Annotated in this window: 16 protein-coding genes; 6 read left to right on the top strand and 10 right to left on the bottom strand. The window is 69.9% G+C overall.

Going from position 1 to position 15,369, the window contains the following annotated elements:
* Positions 1 to 147: 147 nt before the first annotated feature.
* Complete coding sequence (locus MMF94_RS30020; RefSeq protein ID WP_241040670.1) at positions 148 to 435, top strand: PASTA domain-containing protein; 288 nt, start codon at positions 148 to 150, stop codon at positions 433 to 435.
* A gap of 135 nt (positions 436 to 570) precedes the next feature.
* Here the strand turns inward: MMF94_RS30020 and MMF94_RS30015 are convergent, their stop codons facing one another.
* Genes MMF94_RS30015 through MMF94_RS30000 form a run of 4 tightly spaced genes read right to left on the bottom strand, consistent with a single transcriptional unit; the run spans position 571 to position 4,888 of the window.
* Positions 571 to 1,617: an LLM class flavin-dependent oxidoreductase gene (locus MMF94_RS30015; RefSeq protein ID WP_241040669.1), complete on the bottom strand. Its 1,047-nt coding sequence runs from the start codon at positions 1,615 to 1,617 to the stop codon at positions 571 to 573.
* 24 nt (positions 1,618 to 1,641) lie between these two features.
* Entirely contained in the window at positions 1,642 to 1,869 is a 228-nt protein-coding gene (locus tag MMF94_RS30010) for a hypothetical protein (RefSeq protein ID WP_241040667.1), read from the bottom strand.
* A 56-nt stretch (positions 1,870 to 1,925) separates the two neighbouring features.
* Positions 1,926 to 3,482, bottom strand: a complete 1,557-nt coding sequence (locus tag MMF94_RS30005; RefSeq protein WP_241040666.1) for an FAD-binding oxidoreductase — start codon at positions 3,480 to 3,482, stop codon at positions 1,926 to 1,928.
* A complete protein-coding gene (locus MMF94_RS30000; protein ID WP_241040664.1) occupies positions 3,479 to 4,888 on the bottom strand; it encodes a (Fe-S)-binding protein in 1,410 nt (469 codons plus the stop codon). The genes MMF94_RS30005 and MMF94_RS30000 overlap by 4 nt, the downstream gene beginning before the upstream one ends.
* 144 nt (positions 4,889 to 5,032) lie before the next feature.
* Between MMF94_RS30000 and MMF94_RS29995 the strand changes: the two genes are divergently transcribed.
* A complete protein-coding gene (locus MMF94_RS29995) occupies positions 5,033 to 5,839 on the top strand; it encodes a FadR/GntR family transcriptional regulator (RefSeq protein ID WP_241040663.1) in 807 nt (268 codons plus the stop codon).
* Between the two features lie 14 nt (positions 5,840 to 5,853).
* A complete protein-coding gene (locus MMF94_RS29990) occupies positions 5,854 to 6,591 on the top strand; it encodes a PDC sensor domain-containing protein (protein ID WP_241040662.1) in 738 nt (245 codons plus the stop codon).
* Between the two features lie 41 nt (positions 6,592 to 6,632).
* Here the strand turns inward: MMF94_RS29990 and MMF94_RS29985 are convergent, their stop codons facing one another.
* Positions 6,633 to 7,112: an SRPBCC family protein gene (locus tag MMF94_RS29985; RefSeq protein ID WP_241040661.1), complete on the bottom strand. Its 480-nt coding sequence runs from the start codon at positions 7,110 to 7,112 to the stop codon at positions 6,633 to 6,635.
* Between the two features lie 136 nt (positions 7,113 to 7,248).
* Between MMF94_RS29985 and MMF94_RS29980 the strand changes: the two genes are divergently transcribed.
* The 3 genes from MMF94_RS29980 (at position 7,249) to MMF94_RS29970 (ending at position 10,536) form a co-directional block, all read left to right on the top strand.
* Complete coding sequence (locus tag MMF94_RS29980; protein WP_241040659.1) at positions 7,249 to 7,959, top strand: SDR family oxidoreductase; 711 nt, start codon at positions 7,249 to 7,251, stop codon at positions 7,957 to 7,959.
* Between the two features lie 204 nt (positions 7,960 to 8,163).
* On the top strand, positions 8,164 to 9,702 hold the full coding sequence (locus MMF94_RS29975) for a GMC family oxidoreductase (protein ID WP_241040658.1): 1,539 nt from the start codon (positions 8,164 to 8,166) through the stop codon (positions 9,700 to 9,702).
* A gap of 81 nt (positions 9,703 to 9,783) precedes the next feature.
* Positions 9,784 to 10,536: a Clp protease N-terminal domain-containing protein gene (locus MMF94_RS29970; RefSeq protein WP_241040657.1), complete on the top strand. Its 753-nt coding sequence runs from the start codon at positions 9,784 to 9,786 to the stop codon at positions 10,534 to 10,536.
* 87 nt (positions 10,537 to 10,623) lie between these two features.
* Here the strand turns inward: MMF94_RS29970 and MMF94_RS29965 are convergent, their stop codons facing one another.
* The 5 genes from MMF94_RS29965 to MMF94_RS29945 all read right to left on the bottom strand — a co-directional run bounded on the left by MMF94_RS29965 (position 10,624) and on the right by MMF94_RS29945 (position 15,032).
* A complete protein-coding gene (locus MMF94_RS29965) occupies positions 10,624 to 11,511 on the bottom strand; it encodes an alpha/beta fold hydrolase (RefSeq protein WP_241040655.1) in 888 nt (295 codons plus the stop codon).
* A 47-nt stretch (positions 11,512 to 11,558) separates the two neighbouring features.
* Positions 11,559 to 12,401 carry an ABC transporter permease gene (locus MMF94_RS29960; protein ID WP_241040654.1) on the bottom strand — a complete coding sequence of 281 codons (843 nt, stop codon included), beginning with the start codon at positions 12,399 to 12,401 and terminating at the stop codon, positions 11,559 to 11,561.
* Positions 12,398 to 13,453, bottom strand: coding sequence for an aliphatic sulfonate ABC transporter substrate-binding protein (locus MMF94_RS29955; protein WP_241040653.1), 1,056 nt, complete (start codon positions 13,451 to 13,453; stop codon positions 12,398 to 12,400). Before MMF94_RS29955 ends, MMF94_RS29960 begins: the two co-directional genes overlap by 4 nt.
* A 24-nt stretch (positions 13,454 to 13,477) precedes the next feature.
* Positions 13,478 to 14,284, bottom strand: a complete 807-nt coding sequence (locus tag MMF94_RS29950; protein ID WP_241040650.1) for an ABC transporter ATP-binding protein — start codon at positions 14,282 to 14,284, stop codon at positions 13,478 to 13,480.
* Between the two features lie 265 nt (positions 14,285 to 14,549).
* Positions 14,550 to 15,032 carry an SHOCT domain-containing protein gene (locus MMF94_RS29945; RefSeq protein ID WP_241040648.1) on the bottom strand — a complete coding sequence of 161 codons (483 nt, stop codon included), beginning with the start codon at positions 15,030 to 15,032 and terminating at the stop codon, positions 14,550 to 14,552.
* Positions 15,033 to 15,369 lie beyond the last annotated feature (337 nt).

Raw genomic sequence — 15,369 nt, 5'->3', positions numbered from 1 at the left:
CCCTCGCGCGCCAGAATTCGGATGCTGTCCGACGGGCCGTCAGAAGCTTGTTGCCGGGCGTGTTCGATCAGCCCCGAGCGGGTAGACCAGCTGAGCGCTCGCGGCGCCATGCGAGCGCGCGCCCGATACGACCTGCTGGGGGGAGCCGTGAGGAAGCAGGAGAAGGTTCTGGTGCCGGCGCTCGTCGGGCTGGAGGTCAGTGACGCCCACCAGCTCGCCTTCACGGCGAGAGTTGTCGCCGTCGCGCCCGACCCCGACACTCCGTTGCCCATCACCGGCACCGTCACCGCTCAGGCCCCGGCGCCCGGCACCCGGGTGGTGCCCGCCGCGCCGGTCATCATCGCCGTCGACCCCGGTGGTGGCGGCGGCGGCGGTGGCGGGAGCCTGGCCGAGCCACCCCCGCCGGGACCGATGGATCCCGCCGGAACCAAGTAGGCCGCAGAACCACCGGTACAGGTCGATCGGTGAGTGATCGCTCCCCCGGTCGCGCCGCGACGGCACTGCGCCGGAACGCCGATGGGCGGCGTCCTTCTCGTAGGACGCCGCCCATCGTGCTGTGTAGCGGTTCGCTCAGGCGAACTCGGGCATGATCCGGTCGTGAATGAGCCGCAGCTGGGCGTTCACGTCCGCGACCCCCTCGATCTCCCGGCCCATGAACGTCTTCACCAGGGTTGCGTCGGTGATCGCGAGGATCATGTGGTTGACCCCCGCGGCCTCGATCTCCTTGAGCTTGGCCACGCACTCCTCGGGCGTGCCGGCGATCGAGAGCGTCTCGCCGATCTCCGGGGTGGTCGCGTCGATGGAACCGGCGAGGTCACCCGCTCCCAGCGCGTCGATGATCGGCTTCATCGAAGCGGGCGACACGCCGTTGCGCTCGAGCTGCTCGTCGGGCATGGCCGAGGCGTACAGGCCGACCATCGAGCGGGCCGCGTCCTTGGCGATCGCGGAGTCCTCGCCCGTCGCGAACACGACCCAGGCGCCGATGTCCAGGTCGTCGACGTTCTTCCCGGCGCGGTCGGCACCGATCTTCATGTTCTCGTACATGTACTCGTACGCGCCCTTGGTGTAGCTGAGCGCGTGGTGGCAGCCGTCGGACAGCTCCGCCGCCGCCTGGAACGACTTCGGGCCACGCATCGCGCCCATCTTGACGGGCAGCCGCTCCTGCACCGGGCGGGCGAAGCTGAACAGGCCCTTGTAGCTGAAGAACTCACCGTCGAAGGTGATCGCGCCGTCGTCGAGCAGCGTGCGGACAACCTGCACGCCCTCCTTCGTCCGCGACAGCGGCTTCTGCGTGCTCCAGTCCATGCCGTACTGGGCGAGCAGCCCGAAGTTGCCCGAGGACAGCACCACCTCGGCACGGCCGCCGGTGAGCTCGTCGAGGGTGGCCGCGGCCTGCGCGATCAGGCTCGGCTCGCGCAGCACGACCGGCGAGACGCTCGGGCCCATGCGGATGTTGCTCGTCTTGTCGGCGGCAGCCGCGAACAGCAGCCACAGGTCCTTGTGCCACGTCTCGTCCGCCGCGTACACGGCGTGGAAGCCGAGCTCGTCCGCGAGCTTGATCGACTCGATCGACTCGGTCAGCGGGTAGTCGGGCAGCATGGCGTAGCTGAACTTCACGATGAACTCCTGGTGGGGGGTGTGTCAGGAATCAGGGGAGCCGTCCTCGCCGTCGACCTCCGCGAGCAGTTCGGATCCGGAGAGGACCTTGTCTGCGAAGTGCCGGTGCATCCAGTCGAGGTGGTCGTGGCGTGCATTCATGATCCGCAGCGTGTCCCAGTTCGGGAAGGTTTGCTGCAGCACCCACCGCTGCATGAGTCGAGGGTCGACCTCGAACACGTGCTCGAACGTGGTAAGCGCGACATCACTCACTCGGTACGGTGCGGGTGGGGTGTGTTGCTCACCGTAGCGGTACCCGTTCGTCCCATTCATCCTGACCCTCCCCGGAGTGTGGCCAGTGCCGCGGCAGCGTCGGGTGCGTAGGCGAGGTCGAGGTGGTACTTGCCCGGGTTCATGATGTTGTTGGGGTCCAGAGCCTGTTTGAGCTGCAACATCACCTCGAACCCGCCGCCGAGTTCCTGGGGCACGAGATCGACTTCGCCCTCGCGGCACGAGCCGTGGCAGGCGCTGATCGAGCCGCCGTGGCGCAACGCGGCCGCGGCGATGTCGCGTTTGGCGTTCACCCACATGTCCCAGGCCTGATCACCCAGGTGCTGTTCCCAGATCCCGATGTCGATCTCCGTCAGGTAGTCCACACCGGTGTCGGCGGAGGTGTAGGCGAACATCCCCCAGTCGTCGAACACGTCGCTGCGGCGCCGGAGATCGGCGACGATCTCGTGCCAGGCCTTCGTGACGGCCGGGATCTTGGTGTAGCTGATGGCGGCGTCCTCGCAGTGCCAGCTCATGGGCACCACCTGCCCGGCCTTGGTGCGCCCGTGCAGCGGGGTGGCGTAACGGTCGTGCCGCGCTGCCCAGTCGCCTTGCGAGATCTCGTCGCCCAGGTAGCGGGCCCCGTGCTGTTTCGCGATCCGGAACAGCCGCCGCCCCGCCGGGCGGACCTCGTCCTCGTAGCCGTACATCACCGCGCACACCAGCGCGCGCACGTCGGCGGGCTGGGGGATGTAGGCCTCGTCATCCCGGCGCAGGTAAGCCACCTTCCACTCGTCGAACAACACCGCCCCGGCGAACGTCGCGACGCCCGCCCGGGCCAGTGCCCCCACGCAGCGGTAGGCGTCGTCGTAGTTGTCGAACGCCCAGAACGGCGAGAGCTCCGCCTCGGGTTTCGGGTAGAGCTTCAACGTGGCCCGGGTGGCGATGCCCAGCGTGCCCTGATGCCCCATGAACAGATGCTTGAGCTGATACCCACTGGAGGACTTGGAGATCTTGCCGCCGATCCCGTCGCCGACGTGGATGACCTGCCCGGTCGGCAGGACGTGATCGAAGGACAGCACCAGGTCACGGGTGTGCCCGTAACGGGCACCGATCAGCGACCACCCCGAGGTCCCGATCCGCCCACCCACCAGCGAACACGGATACGAGGCCGGGTTGTCGGGATAGATCAGCCCGTGCGCGGCCAGTTGCTCGTTGAGCTTGAGCATGTTGATCCCGACCCCGACGGTCACCGTGCGGTTGTCCAGATCCAGCTCGTGGACCTCGTTCATTCGCTTGACATCCACCACGATGCCGCCCCGCAGGGGGACCGCCCCGTCGGTCAACCCGGTGCCCCCATCCCGCGGCACGACCGGCACCCGCAGTTCGTTGGCGATCCGCACCACCGCCGCCACCTCCTCGGTGGACGTCGGCAGGACCGCCAGATCCGGCACCCGCTCGGCCCACCGGTGCACCGGGAACGGCGCCGGCACCCGAGCCCGGTTGTAGCGGTCGGTCTTCGAGGTGAGGATCTGCTCCTCACCCAGCACGGTCCGCAGCCGCTGCACGACCCGCTCGACCTGCTCGGCGGACAACCGCTCGGTCGTGACACTCACGACGCACCCCCGCACCCGCCGCCACCACAGCCGCCTCCGGAGCAGCCACCGCGCCGGTCACCGACCTCGCCGCGGCTGCCGCCGACGGTGATCCCCAGCGATTCGGCGAGCAGCTCGTGGATGTCCACGACATCGATGTCACGCGCGTCCCCGGCCGCCGCGAGCGGCCGCTCCGACCACGGGCAGGCACTCACCAGCGTGTCGACTCCCAGAGTGGCGGCGGCGTCCAGCCTCCTGTCACTGATCGCCGCCGCCAACTCCGGCTTCTCCACCGGCAGGCCCCCACCCCCGCCGGAGCAGAACGACCACTGCGTCACCCGGTCCACATCGGTGAAGGTCAACCCCGGGATCGCACGCAGGATCTCCCGCGGCTCCCGCCAGACCCCCTTACGCTTGTTGAGCCGACACGGATCGTGATAGGTGATCGTGCGCTCCACCGGCACCGACGGCGTGATCCGCCCGTCGCGCAACAGCTCGGCGAGCAACTCCACCACCAGCACGACCTCGATATCGAACTCCTCGCCGAAATACCGCGGATAGTCCTCGGTGAAAGAGATGTAGTCATGCGGATCCAGCACCAGCACCCGCCGCGTGCCCGTGGACCGCCAGTTGTCCAGGTTGTGCCGGGCGAACCGCTGCGCCTGCTCCACGTAACCCATCTCCGCGGCCGGGCCTCCGCAGCACCACTGCTCGCCCATCAACCCGAACTCATACCCGGCCCGCTGCAGGATCTGCGCCACCGCCCGCGGCACCGACGTGCGGTAGAACGCGGCCTCGCAGTCGACGAACAGCACCGTCTCACCACCGATGGGCAGCTCCAGGCCCTCGGCCCAGTCACGCACGGCGTCCTGGCTGACCTCGACGTCCCCCAGCACCGGCTCGTGGGTCCGCTCGTCGGTGCGCGCGTTCCAGGTGCGCCACCCCGGCTGGTGGACCCCTTTGTCCACGGCCAGGGCGCGCACCGCCTTCACCACATCCACCGTGCGCGTCCGGAACCGGTAGAAGTCGCCGGTGAACAGCGTGTTCGGGCACCGCAGCTCGCAGGCACCGCACTGGGTGCAGTTGACGTAATCCGCGGCGACGTCGGCCACCTCGAGCTCACCGCGCTCCATCGCCACGACGTTCGCGTGAAACGCCGTCGGCGTCCAGGACTCGTTGCGCGTCACCTGCATCACCGGGCAGACCTCACGGCAGAACTTGTGGCCCGACGAATAACAGTTGTACGAGGCGTTACGCCACTCCTCGACGAACTCACGGGTCTCACGATCGACGATCTCGATGTCGACGGGAGCGGCGACCGACTCGGGGTACCCGGCCAGACCGGGATCGTTGGACGCCATCCCGGGAGTGAACGGCCGCGTGAGCGCGTCACCAGCGAGATGCGCGTCGGGGTCGATCGGAGTCACGAGGTCTCCTGGATGTGAGGTAGGACACGAGCACGCGAAACCTATGAGATCACATTTCAACGGTCAAGCCACACACCGCCCCCGACCCGCGCCCGCTCTCGTGCCAGACTCCACCGCGAGACGAAATGTGCGGGAGGTGCGCTGATGCGGCTGCTCTCCGGCGATGCGCGACAAGCGGTGTTCGCACCACTCGACGACGGCTCGGGACGCAGCGAGGCGGTGGTCCGCCGGCTGGGGAGCGCGATCGCGCTCGGCATCATTGTCGACGGCGAACAGCTGCCGTCCGAGACCCAGCTGGCCGCCATGCTGAACGTCTCCACCGTCACCCTGCGCGACGCACTGTCCGAGCTGCGGGCCCGTGGCCTGGTGTCGACACGACGCGGACGAGGCGGGGGCAGCTTCGTGCGCGCTTCGGAGGCAGCTCTCACCGAGCTGTCGCTCGGCCGGCTGCACGAGATCGGCAGCACCGACCTGCGCGAGCTCGGCGACGTCCACGCGGCGGTGGCGGGCACCGCGGCGCGGCTGTGCGCCCAGCGGGCCACCGCGAGCGAGATCGCCCGCCTGCGCGAGATCCTCGACCGGATGGCGGCCTCCCCGGAAGGCATCCAGCAGCGCCGGATCGAGAGCCGCTACTACATCGACACGGCAGCCGCCGCCCAGTCCGTCCGGCTCGCGCGCAAGGAGATCGAGTTGCAGGCCGAGCTGGGCCAGCTGCTGTGGGGCACCCCGCGCTCGGCCCCCGAACTGGCGTCGACGGTGGCGAACCACCGGCAGGTCGTCGACGCGATCGAGGCGCGCGACGGCGACCGCGCCCGGCGGATCACCGAGGACCACATCGGCGAGGTCACCGGGCACCTGATCGACGTACACCTCCGCCTGACCCGCCGAGGACAGCACCGCAGCACCTGGCACGGTTCGCACTTTCCTCCCGCAGCGGCAGGGGCAGGGTGATGAGTGAGCATCAGGTGAGCACGTCCGACCGCGTGGACGACGCCGCGGCCCGGCAGGCGGCGGCGTTGATCGGCACCGTCGTCGAGCGTGTCTTCCATTCCGTGGCGACGGTACGGGACAGCGTGCTCGACGCTCACCGCACGGCGCGGCAGCGCGGCGAGCCGATGGCCGACTGCGACGTCACCGCGATGCGCGAGACGCTGGTGGACCTGCTCCACGAAAAGCGTGAGATCGCGGTCGGATTGGGTGTGATCGTCGCGCCGGGCTTCCTCGCCGATCAGCCGCTGCGCCTGGAGTGGTGGCAGTGCGAGCCGGAGCGGGGCGACCCGAGACAGCTCGAGGTCGACCTCAACCCCCACAGCGTCGGCTTCTACGACTACGCCGCGGCGGAGTGGTTCGTCGTGCCGCGCCGGACCGGCCACCGGCACGTCGTCGGCCCGTACGTCGACGTGCACGGCACGGACCGGTACCTGCTGACGCTCACCGTGCCCGTCGTCGCCGACGGGGAGTTCGTCGGCGTCGCGGGTGCGGACATCCCGGTGGCGCGCTTCGAGACGCTGGTGCTGAGGGAGCTGTGTGATCTCGCTGTCGACGTCGTGGTGGTCAATCCCGAGCACCGCGTGGTGCTGTCGACGTCGGCGCGATGGTTGGCGGGATCGCTCGCAACCCCCGGCGCCATGCAGGATGCGGACCGGGCCCGGACGGTGACGCTGGCCGATCCGCCGTGGCAGGTCGTGGTCTTCCCTGGCTGAGCCGTCGGCGCGTCAGGGCCGGGGGAACTCGCCGGGGTAACTCAACGCCCTCGTGGCATCGCCTCCCTCTCCTCGACGAGCGCCGCGAGGTTGTCCAGCGCCATCCGCGTTCCCGTCTCGTTGTCGGCGGCAGGCACGCTGTCCGGAATCCCCTCGTGCACGATGAGGACCTCCGTGCCGCCGTCGACGTCGCGGAGGCTGGTCGTCATCGTCATGGTCCCGCCGAGTGCGGGATCCACCGCCTCGAACTCGAACACCTCGACCACCTGCTCGTCCGGCACGAGCCTGGCGAAGTGCCCGTGATAGGTGTCGGTGTTCGAGTCCGACTTGCCGGTCCCGCTCGGCACGTCGTAGGTGAGCGACACACGGAAGGTGCCACCTTCACGGGCATCGAACTCGTGGACCTGACTGCTCATCCCGGCCGGGACACGCCATCTCGCGATCGCGTCGGCATCCAGGAGTGCCCGATAGACAGCTGATCGAGGCGCCTTCACGTGGCGGGAGACCTGCGTCGAGTACATGGCCGACGACCCTAAGGGCCGGGCGTCCTCCGTCGTTCTCGTCACAGTCACGCCGGCCGGGAAGGCCTGGCATGTCGTCTGAGTTTAAAAGCAGTACTCAGAAGGCCGACACCGATCGGGAGAAGTGGAGCGTCAGATGCGTATCGAAGGTGCAACAGCGCTGGTGACCGGAGCCAACCGCGGGATCGGCCTGGCGTTCGCACAGGCTTTGCTGGACCACGGTGCAGCGACCGTCTATGCAGGCGTCCGCGACCCCTCCACCGTCGCGGATCCACGACTCGTTCCGCTCGCCCTGGACATCACCGATCCCGACCAGGTGGCAGCGGCCGCCGAGCGCGTGGGCGACGCCCTCATCGTGATCAACAACGCCGGGACCGCGAGCGGGACCGGACTGTTCGAGGGCGCGCTGGACGGGGCTCGGCGAGAGATGGAAGTGAACTACCTGGGCACCTGGTCCCTCGCCCGAGCCTTCGCACCCGTGCTCGCCCGCAACGGGGGCGGCGCACTGGTGAACATGCTGTCCGTCGCGTCGTGGCGCGCCCGCGTCGAGACGCTGGGATACACGGCGTCGAAGTCCGCCGAGTGGGCACTCACGAACGCGCTGCGCACGGGACTGCGGGAGCAGGGAACGCTCGTAGTGGGAGTGCACGCCGGGTATGTCGACACCGAGCTCGTGTCCCACATCGACGCACCCAAGATCTCGGCGGAGTCGGTGGCCGAGCAGACGATGCAGGCGATCCTCCACGACCAGCCCGAGGTTCTCACCGACGAGACCACGCGGAGCGTCAAGGCGGCTCTGTCCCACACGGTGCAGGGCATCGACCCGGTCGGTATCACAACGCGATAGCCGTTCGACGCTCCCGACCAGCCACGCGACGACCTCCGCCCCAGCTCTTTCACAAGCTCCATCTCGCGGCAGCTAAACTAAACTAGTCGTTTAGTTCATAATTCGGTCGATCCGCCATCAGCGACACCTCCCTGCACAACCATGCCGCAAGGCGCGGGGGTGATCCGCCGACGACCGGAACGGTCGCGGGAGACAAGGAGCACGATGGTCATTGCACGCGCCGAGCATGATTACGTCGTGGTGGGCGCAGGCTCATCGGGAAGCGTGATCGTCCGGAGACTGCTCGACCACGGCCACTCGGTCCACGTCATCGAAGCCGGGCCGGACGTCCAGAGCCCGTTGGTGACCAATCCGGCCAGCTGGCCCGCTCTTTTCCACAGCGAGTTCGACTGGGCGGTGACGACCACGCCGCAGACGCACATCAACGACCGTTCGTTGCATTTTCCCCGGGGCCGGATCGTCGGCGGATCCAGTTCCCTCAACGGCATGATCTACATCCGCGGTGTCCGCAGCGACTACGACACGTGGGCTTATGAAGGCGCTACCGGATGGGACTGGGATTCGGTTCTTCCGTACTTCCTCCGGTCGGAGGACCACGAGGACGGGCCGGGACCGTGGCACCACAGCGGAGGCCCGCTGCACGTCAGCCGGGTCGCCGACCCACACCCGACGTCCACGGCGTTCGTCGAGGCCGGAACGTCACTCGGGTTCCCACTCACCGACGACTTCAACGGCGAGCAACCGCTGGGCGTCGGGTATCACCACTTCACCATCCGCGACGGGAAGCGGGCGAGCGCGTGGGTGTCATTCGTGGAACCGGTGCGCGCGATGCCCTCACTGCAAGTGACAGCGAACGCCCGGGCGCATCGGGTGCTGTTCGACGACACGCGCGCCGTCGGCCTCGAATACAGCGTCGACGGTGCGATGCGTCAGGCCTACGCATCCGGCGAGGTGGTGCTCAGCGCCGGCGTGATGGGATCACCGAAAGTGCTGATGCTGTCCGGAGTCGGGCCGGCGGACCATTTGCGCGAGGTCGGTGTCGAGGTCAGACACGATCTGCCCGGCGTCGGGGAGAACCTGCACGACCACACCCTCGCCTCGAACCTCTACGAGTCGAAGCAGCCCATGCCGGCGGGGCGGTACAGCAGCATGGAGAGCAGCCTGCTGTGGAAGAGCGACCCACGGCTCGTCGCACCCGATCTGCAGCCACTGTTCCTCCACCTCGCCTACCCGGCGGACGGATATCCGGTGCCCGAACACGGATACACGATCGCGCCCGGCATGGTCCGGCCGCTGTCCCGCGGCACGCTCCGACTGGCCTCCGCCGACCCGGACAGCCCGGCGCTGGTGGACCCCAACATGTTCGGCGAGCCGCACGACCTGGAGCGGATGGTCGACGCACTGGAGATCTGCCGGGAGATCGGCCGCGCCGACGCGTTCAAGGACTGGCTCAAGACGGAGGTGGCGCCGGGCCCCGACGCGAAGACCCGCGACGACCTGCGCGAGTTCGTGCGTCGCACCGTCTCCACCTATCACCATCAGTGCGGCACGTGCCGGATGGGCCAGGATTCGCTCTCGGTCGTCGACCCGGATCTGCGCGTGCACGGGCTGCAGAACCTGCGGGTCGCGGACGCGTCGGTGATGCCGGCCGTGCCGTCCGGGAACACCAATGCACCGTCGATCATGATCGGCGAGAAGGCGGCCGACCTCATCCTCGGCAGAAGCCCCGACCAGGCTCCCTAGACCGGCTTCGCCGTCGCGCGACTATACCCCCTTCTTGGGGTCATAAATTGGGGGTATAGTCTCGGGCGGAGGTGGCCGACAATGCCCAAGATCAACGTGTACCTGCCCGACGACCTGGCCGATGCCGTGAAGGAGGCGGGGATCCCCGTCTCCGCGATCTGCCAGCGATCGCTGGAGGAGGCGGTCCGCCGCGTTGCCGACGTGCGTGCGGCCGTTGCCGGCGAGCTGGCCCCCGAGGCCGCGCTCGACCGGCTGACCGCGCTCACGCCACGAACGCGCCAGGCACTCACGCTCGCGATCGAGCAGGTCCAGGCCGACGCTGCGCCCGCCCTCGACACCGGGCACATCCTGGGCGGGATCCTGTCCGAGGGCACCAATCTGGCCCTCCACGTACTGCGCGCCGCCGACGTGGACGTCGACCAGCTCACGCGCTCCCTCGGCTCGCGATCCACGCCCGAACCGCTGTCGGGCGATGCCGCCGACGGCGTCCGGCGGTTCAGCGCCCCGGCCTCTTCCGCATTGCAGGCGGCCGTCACGGAGGCGATCTCCCTCGACCACAACTACATCGGATGCGAGCACCTCCTCCTCGGGCTGGCGGCGGAGACCGAGGGGATCGCCGGACGGGCGCTGCGCGCGCAGGGAGCGGAACACAAGACGCTCCGGCGCGCGGTCGTCGCGGCCCTCGCGGGCTACGTCCACCTCCGTGCCCAGACCGTGGCGACCCCCGCGGCCGCCGAAGGGCTCGTCGCCGCAGCCGTGCGCCGCGAGCTCGCGCCGCTCGCCGAGAGGCTCACCGCCCTGGAACGCCATGTCGGCGTCGGCGACCGACCCTGACCGTCGCCGGGCAGGAAGCGCGTCGGGCACGATCGCGCTGATGGCCGCCCCAGCACGGGCGGCGTCAGCCGGTGCCACGCTCCTGCGTCAGATCCGTTCCAGGACCGCGTCGGCGAACTCGCCCGGCGCCTCCAACGGTGTGAAGTGCCCGACGCCGTCGAGCGACCGCACCTGCACGTCGGCGAAGTAGTCGTCGAGCCGGTCGGACCACGCGCGCGGGAAGAGCGGGTCATGCTCCTGCCACAGCACGGTCGTGGGCACCGCGATGCGCTCGGACGGCGCGGGTGGACGCTCGGCGAGTGACATCGCCACGGTTCCCGACCCGGAGCGGTACCAGTTGATCGAGGCGACGAAGGCGCCCGGACGTGCGTAGACGTCGGCCAGCCGGTCCAGCTCGGCGGGGGCGGGCACGTAGTCCGGCCCGGACCAGTGCGTCCAGAGATGCTCCAGGTACGAACGCACTGCCGCCCGGTTCCCGTCCAACAGTTGCTCGGCGAGCTCGAGGCGGTGGAACGCCTGGTACCAGAACTCGCGCTGTGCGTCGGGCGAGAGCACCCGGTCACCCGCGCCCGGCAGTGGCGGCGAGACGACGAGCGCCCGTACGAGATCGGGGCGTGCCCGCGCGGCGCCCTGCGCGATTCGCGAGCCGACGTCGTAGCCGGCGATGACGGCGGGCCCCAGCTGCAACTCCTCGATCAGACCCAGGACGCTGCGCGCCTGCGCGACCGCCGCGTAGTCGGCAGGGGAGGTGCCCTGCGGCATCTCGGACTCGCCGAAGCCGCGCAGATCGGGAACGACGACCCGGCACCGGCCCGCCAGCAGCGGCACCACCTCACGGAAGTCGCGCCGGTCCCCCGGCCACCCGTGCAGGAGCACGGCGGCGGCGATCTCGGGAGATCCGTCCGGACGGTGATCGTCATAGGCCAGCCGGAATCCGTCGACGGCAGTGCTGCGCCGCATTTCCGTGGGCTGCATCCCCTCACCGTAGATCCGTGGTGAGCGAGCCGGATGCCTCGACGCGCTCAGCTCCAGCGGCGCAACAGCCGGCGCTCGGCGAGGCCGAGCAACCCGTCGGTCACCTTCCCGATCACCGCGAGCAGCACGATCGCGAGGAGCAGGATGTCGGTGCGGCCGGTGTTCTGGCTGTCGATCAGGAGGAACCCGAGCCCGATCGAGGACGCGATCAGCTCCGCCGCCACCAGGAACAGCCATCCCTGGGCCAGGCCGAGGCGCAGCCCCGACAGCGCGGCCGGGGCGATCGCCGGCAGCTGGACCTGCAGGAACAGCCGCACGCCGGAGCGTCCGTAGGCGCGGCCCACCTCGACGAGGTGGCGGTCGACGTGAGCCAGCGCGGCCGACACGGTGGTGTAGACCGGGAAGAACGCGCCGATCGCGACGAGCACGATCTTCGGGGTCTCGCCGATTCCCAGCCAGAGCAGCAACAACGGCACCCAGGCCAGCGACGGCACTGCCCGCAGCGCCTGGATCGAGGGCGCCAACAGCGCCCGGACCGGGCGGGAGAGCCCGACCACACCGCCGAGCACGAGCCCGAATCCGGCACCCGCGGCGAAGCCGAGGAGCACCCGCTGGGTGCTGATCGCGATGTGCTGCCAGAGCTCCCCGCGTGTCACCAGCTCCACGAGCGCCGCCAGCACCGCGCCCGGGGTGGGCAGCTGGGACGGCGAGAACTCCCCCGATGTCGCGAGGATCTGCCACACCAGCACGAAGAGCACCGGGACGAGCGCTCCGAGCACGATCGAGCCCGCCGCTCCCCTGGCACGGCGCCCCCATCGGGGAGCCGAATCGCCAGGGGCCCGCGGGGTGCTCGGCGCAGGTGCCGCGGTGTCGGGGTCGGTGAGCGTCACGAGCCGGCCGCTCCACCGGCGGACGAGGTGCCCTTCGCCTGCTCGGCGAAGCGCGGCTCGAACAGGGATGCGAGCGCGGCGGTCGCCTCCTGCTCCGAGCGCACCAGCCCCTCGGCCACGAGCAGCGGCAGCAGCCGAGACAGGACGGCGTGCTGCGGCTCGCCGGGCACCGGGTCGATCGCGAGGTCGGTGCGCGTCAAGAGCTGCTGGCGGGCGATCTCCGGCTTGATGTTCGCTGCGGTCACGAGCGCCTGGACAGCCGCGTCAGGGTTCTCCGTGATCCATGCGCGGGCCCGCTCGTATGCCGTCACGACGGTCTGGGCGACCTGCGGCTTCTCCTGGAGGAACTTCTCGTTGGCGTTCAGCAGGCCGTAGGAGTTGAAGTCGAGGTTGCGGTAGATCAGCCGCGACCCGGCCTCCAGCTCGGTCTGGGCCATGAACGGGTCGAGGCCCGCCCACGCGGCGACGTCACCGCGTTCGAGCGCGAGCTTCCCGTCCGAGTGCTGCAGGTTGACGATCTCGACGTCCGACGCGGAGAGCCCGGCCACGGCGAGGGTCTGCATCAGGAAGAAGTACGGGTCGGTGCCCTGGGTCGCCGCGATCTTCTGCCCACGCAGCTGTGCGGGCTCGGTGATCGGCGAGTCCTTCGCGACGACGATCGCCGACCACTCCGGCCGGCTGAACACGTCGATCGCGCGGATCGGCGAGCCGTTGGACCTCGCGAGCAGCGCCGGGGTGCCCGCCGTGGAGCCGATGTCGATCGCGTCGGCCCGCAGGTTCTCGTTGGCCTTGTTGCTGCCCTGCGACAGCACCCACTCCACCGAGCCGGGGCCGAGCTCCTGCTCCAGCCAGCCCTGTTCCTTGATCACCAGGCTCTCGGGGTTGTAGTAGGCGTAGTCGAGTCGCACCTGGACCCCGGATGCGGCAGGTGCGCCGACGGAGCCGTCGGAGTTCTCACCGGAGACGCAGCCGGCGAGCACCCCCACGAGCACGGCGAGCACCCCGAGGCGGGCGAGGGCGGGCAGGGCACGGGGCATCGGGGCACGGGGCATCGGTGTCTCCTGGGTGGAGGCGGGTCAGGCGGGGAGGGGTCTCTGGCGGGGCACCCCGAGACGGTCGAGCAGCTCCACGCGGAGCGCGGCGAGCACCGGATCGGCCCGGTCACGCGGGCGCGCGCCGGGCACGTCGAGCAGATGCGCGATCCCGGAGCCGGCCGCGCGGTCGGCGCCCGGCGCCAGCACCACCACCCGGTCGGCCAGCTGCAGCGCCTCGTCCACGTCGTGGGTGACCAGCAGCACGGTGGCGCCGGTGGTGCGCTGCAGGTCGTCGACGAGATCCTGCATCCGCAGCCGGGTGAGCGCATCGAGCGCCGCGAACGGCTCGTCGAGCAGCAACACGCCGGGACGCCGCACCAGCGCACGGGCGAGCGCCGTGCGCTGCGCCATCCCGCCGGAGACGGCCCGCGGGCGGTACCCGGCGAACGACCCGAGGCCGACGGTGTCGAGCGCGTGGGTCACCTCGCTGTGACGCGAGCCCCGCGGGGAGCCGTCCGGCAGGCCGAAGGCGACGTTCTCGGCGAGCGTGCGCCACGGGAGCAACCGCGGCTCCTGGAAGACCACCGCCGCCCGCGCCTCGATCCCGTCGACCCTGGCCCCGTCGATCATGACCTGGCCCGCCGACGGCCGGTCGAGCCCTGCGACCAGGCGCAGCAAGGTGGACTTTCCGCAGCCCGACGCTCCGAGCAGCGCCACCACCTCGCCTGCATCGACGTCGAGGTCGATCCCGCGAAGGACGTGATGCGCGCCGTCGGCGGCGCCGAACGTCCGGTCGACGCCACGCAGCGTCACGGTCACAGCGGCCACTCGCGTGGCGGTGGTCTGCACGAGGGGTTCGGTTCCTTGTCGGGAGGTGCTGAGGGGAGCGAGAACGTGCCTCAGGCCCGACAGGCAGCGCTGGCGGCGTAACCCAGATCCAGCCAGAGCCGCGCGGCGAGATCCTCGCCGACTCCGCGAACCGTGTGCGCCACGTGATCACGCTATGGGGTGACTGTTGAGCGGCGCAAGGCACGAACCAGCCGGGGCACCACTCAGCTCGCTGTCACACCGGCTCAGGACATCTCCGGTACGTCCGCGGGCACGGCAGCCCGGTTCAGCGAGCGGAACCTGAGCCTGCCGGGGTGTCCCCGCTGGTTGCCGCGGTGGTCGCGCCGAGGGCCTTTCGCTTGAGCGTCTCGTACTCCTCGGCGGTGATGTCGCCGGAGTCACGCAGGCGCTTCGCCGTGGCGATCTGGTCGGCCGGCTGGTCCGCCTTCCCCGCGATGGACCGGACGTCGCTCTCGTACGCCTCGCGCGCCGCTGCGACATCCTTCCCACGGCGTTCGGCCATCGACCTGCCTTGCGCGATCAGGTAGGTGAGGATCCCGATGAACGGGAGCACGATCACGAAGATGGTCCAGGCCGCCTTGGCCCAGCCCGACATGTCGTGCCGGCGGAACAGGTCACTGAACACGACGATGAGGAGCCAGAACCACAGCACGAAGCCGAACAGGACGAACATGGTCCAGATCAGTTCGAGGAACGGGTAGCTGTTGTCCTGGTTCGCCGCCAGCACCATCTCGATCACTCCAGCCATTGAGCCGCAGGTGGATTTCGCCTCGCACCACAGTGGCCGCGCGGACGTCGTCCGACCTCACCCGCAACGGAGGAAACACGGTTCCTGCACCCGGCGGGACCGTTCCGCGGCTCGTATCGCCCGCTCGGGCCAGGGCCGAACCGGACACACCGGTCGACGGCCTCCTGGGACGCGCGCGCTCCGTGCCGGAGCGGTCACCCGCAGCGGGTGAGACCGAACGGGTCGCCCGGTGCAGATTCCTCGTCTCGTCACGAGCGGGGAGTGCGCGTCGACGCTCTATCACCCGGCCCGGACGAGGCGGCCACCGCGTGCGGTGGCGCAGTCTTGTCGGCCGGCG

This window comes from Pseudonocardia alaniniphila (assembly GCF_022524485.1).
In the GTDB taxonomy this organism is placed as follows: Bacteria; Actinomycetota; Actinomycetes; order Mycobacteriales; family Pseudonocardiaceae; genus Pseudonocardia; species Pseudonocardia alaniniphila.
The sequence above is the reverse complement of the archived record's forward strand: the minus strand, read 5'-3'. Positions and strand labels throughout refer to the sequence as shown.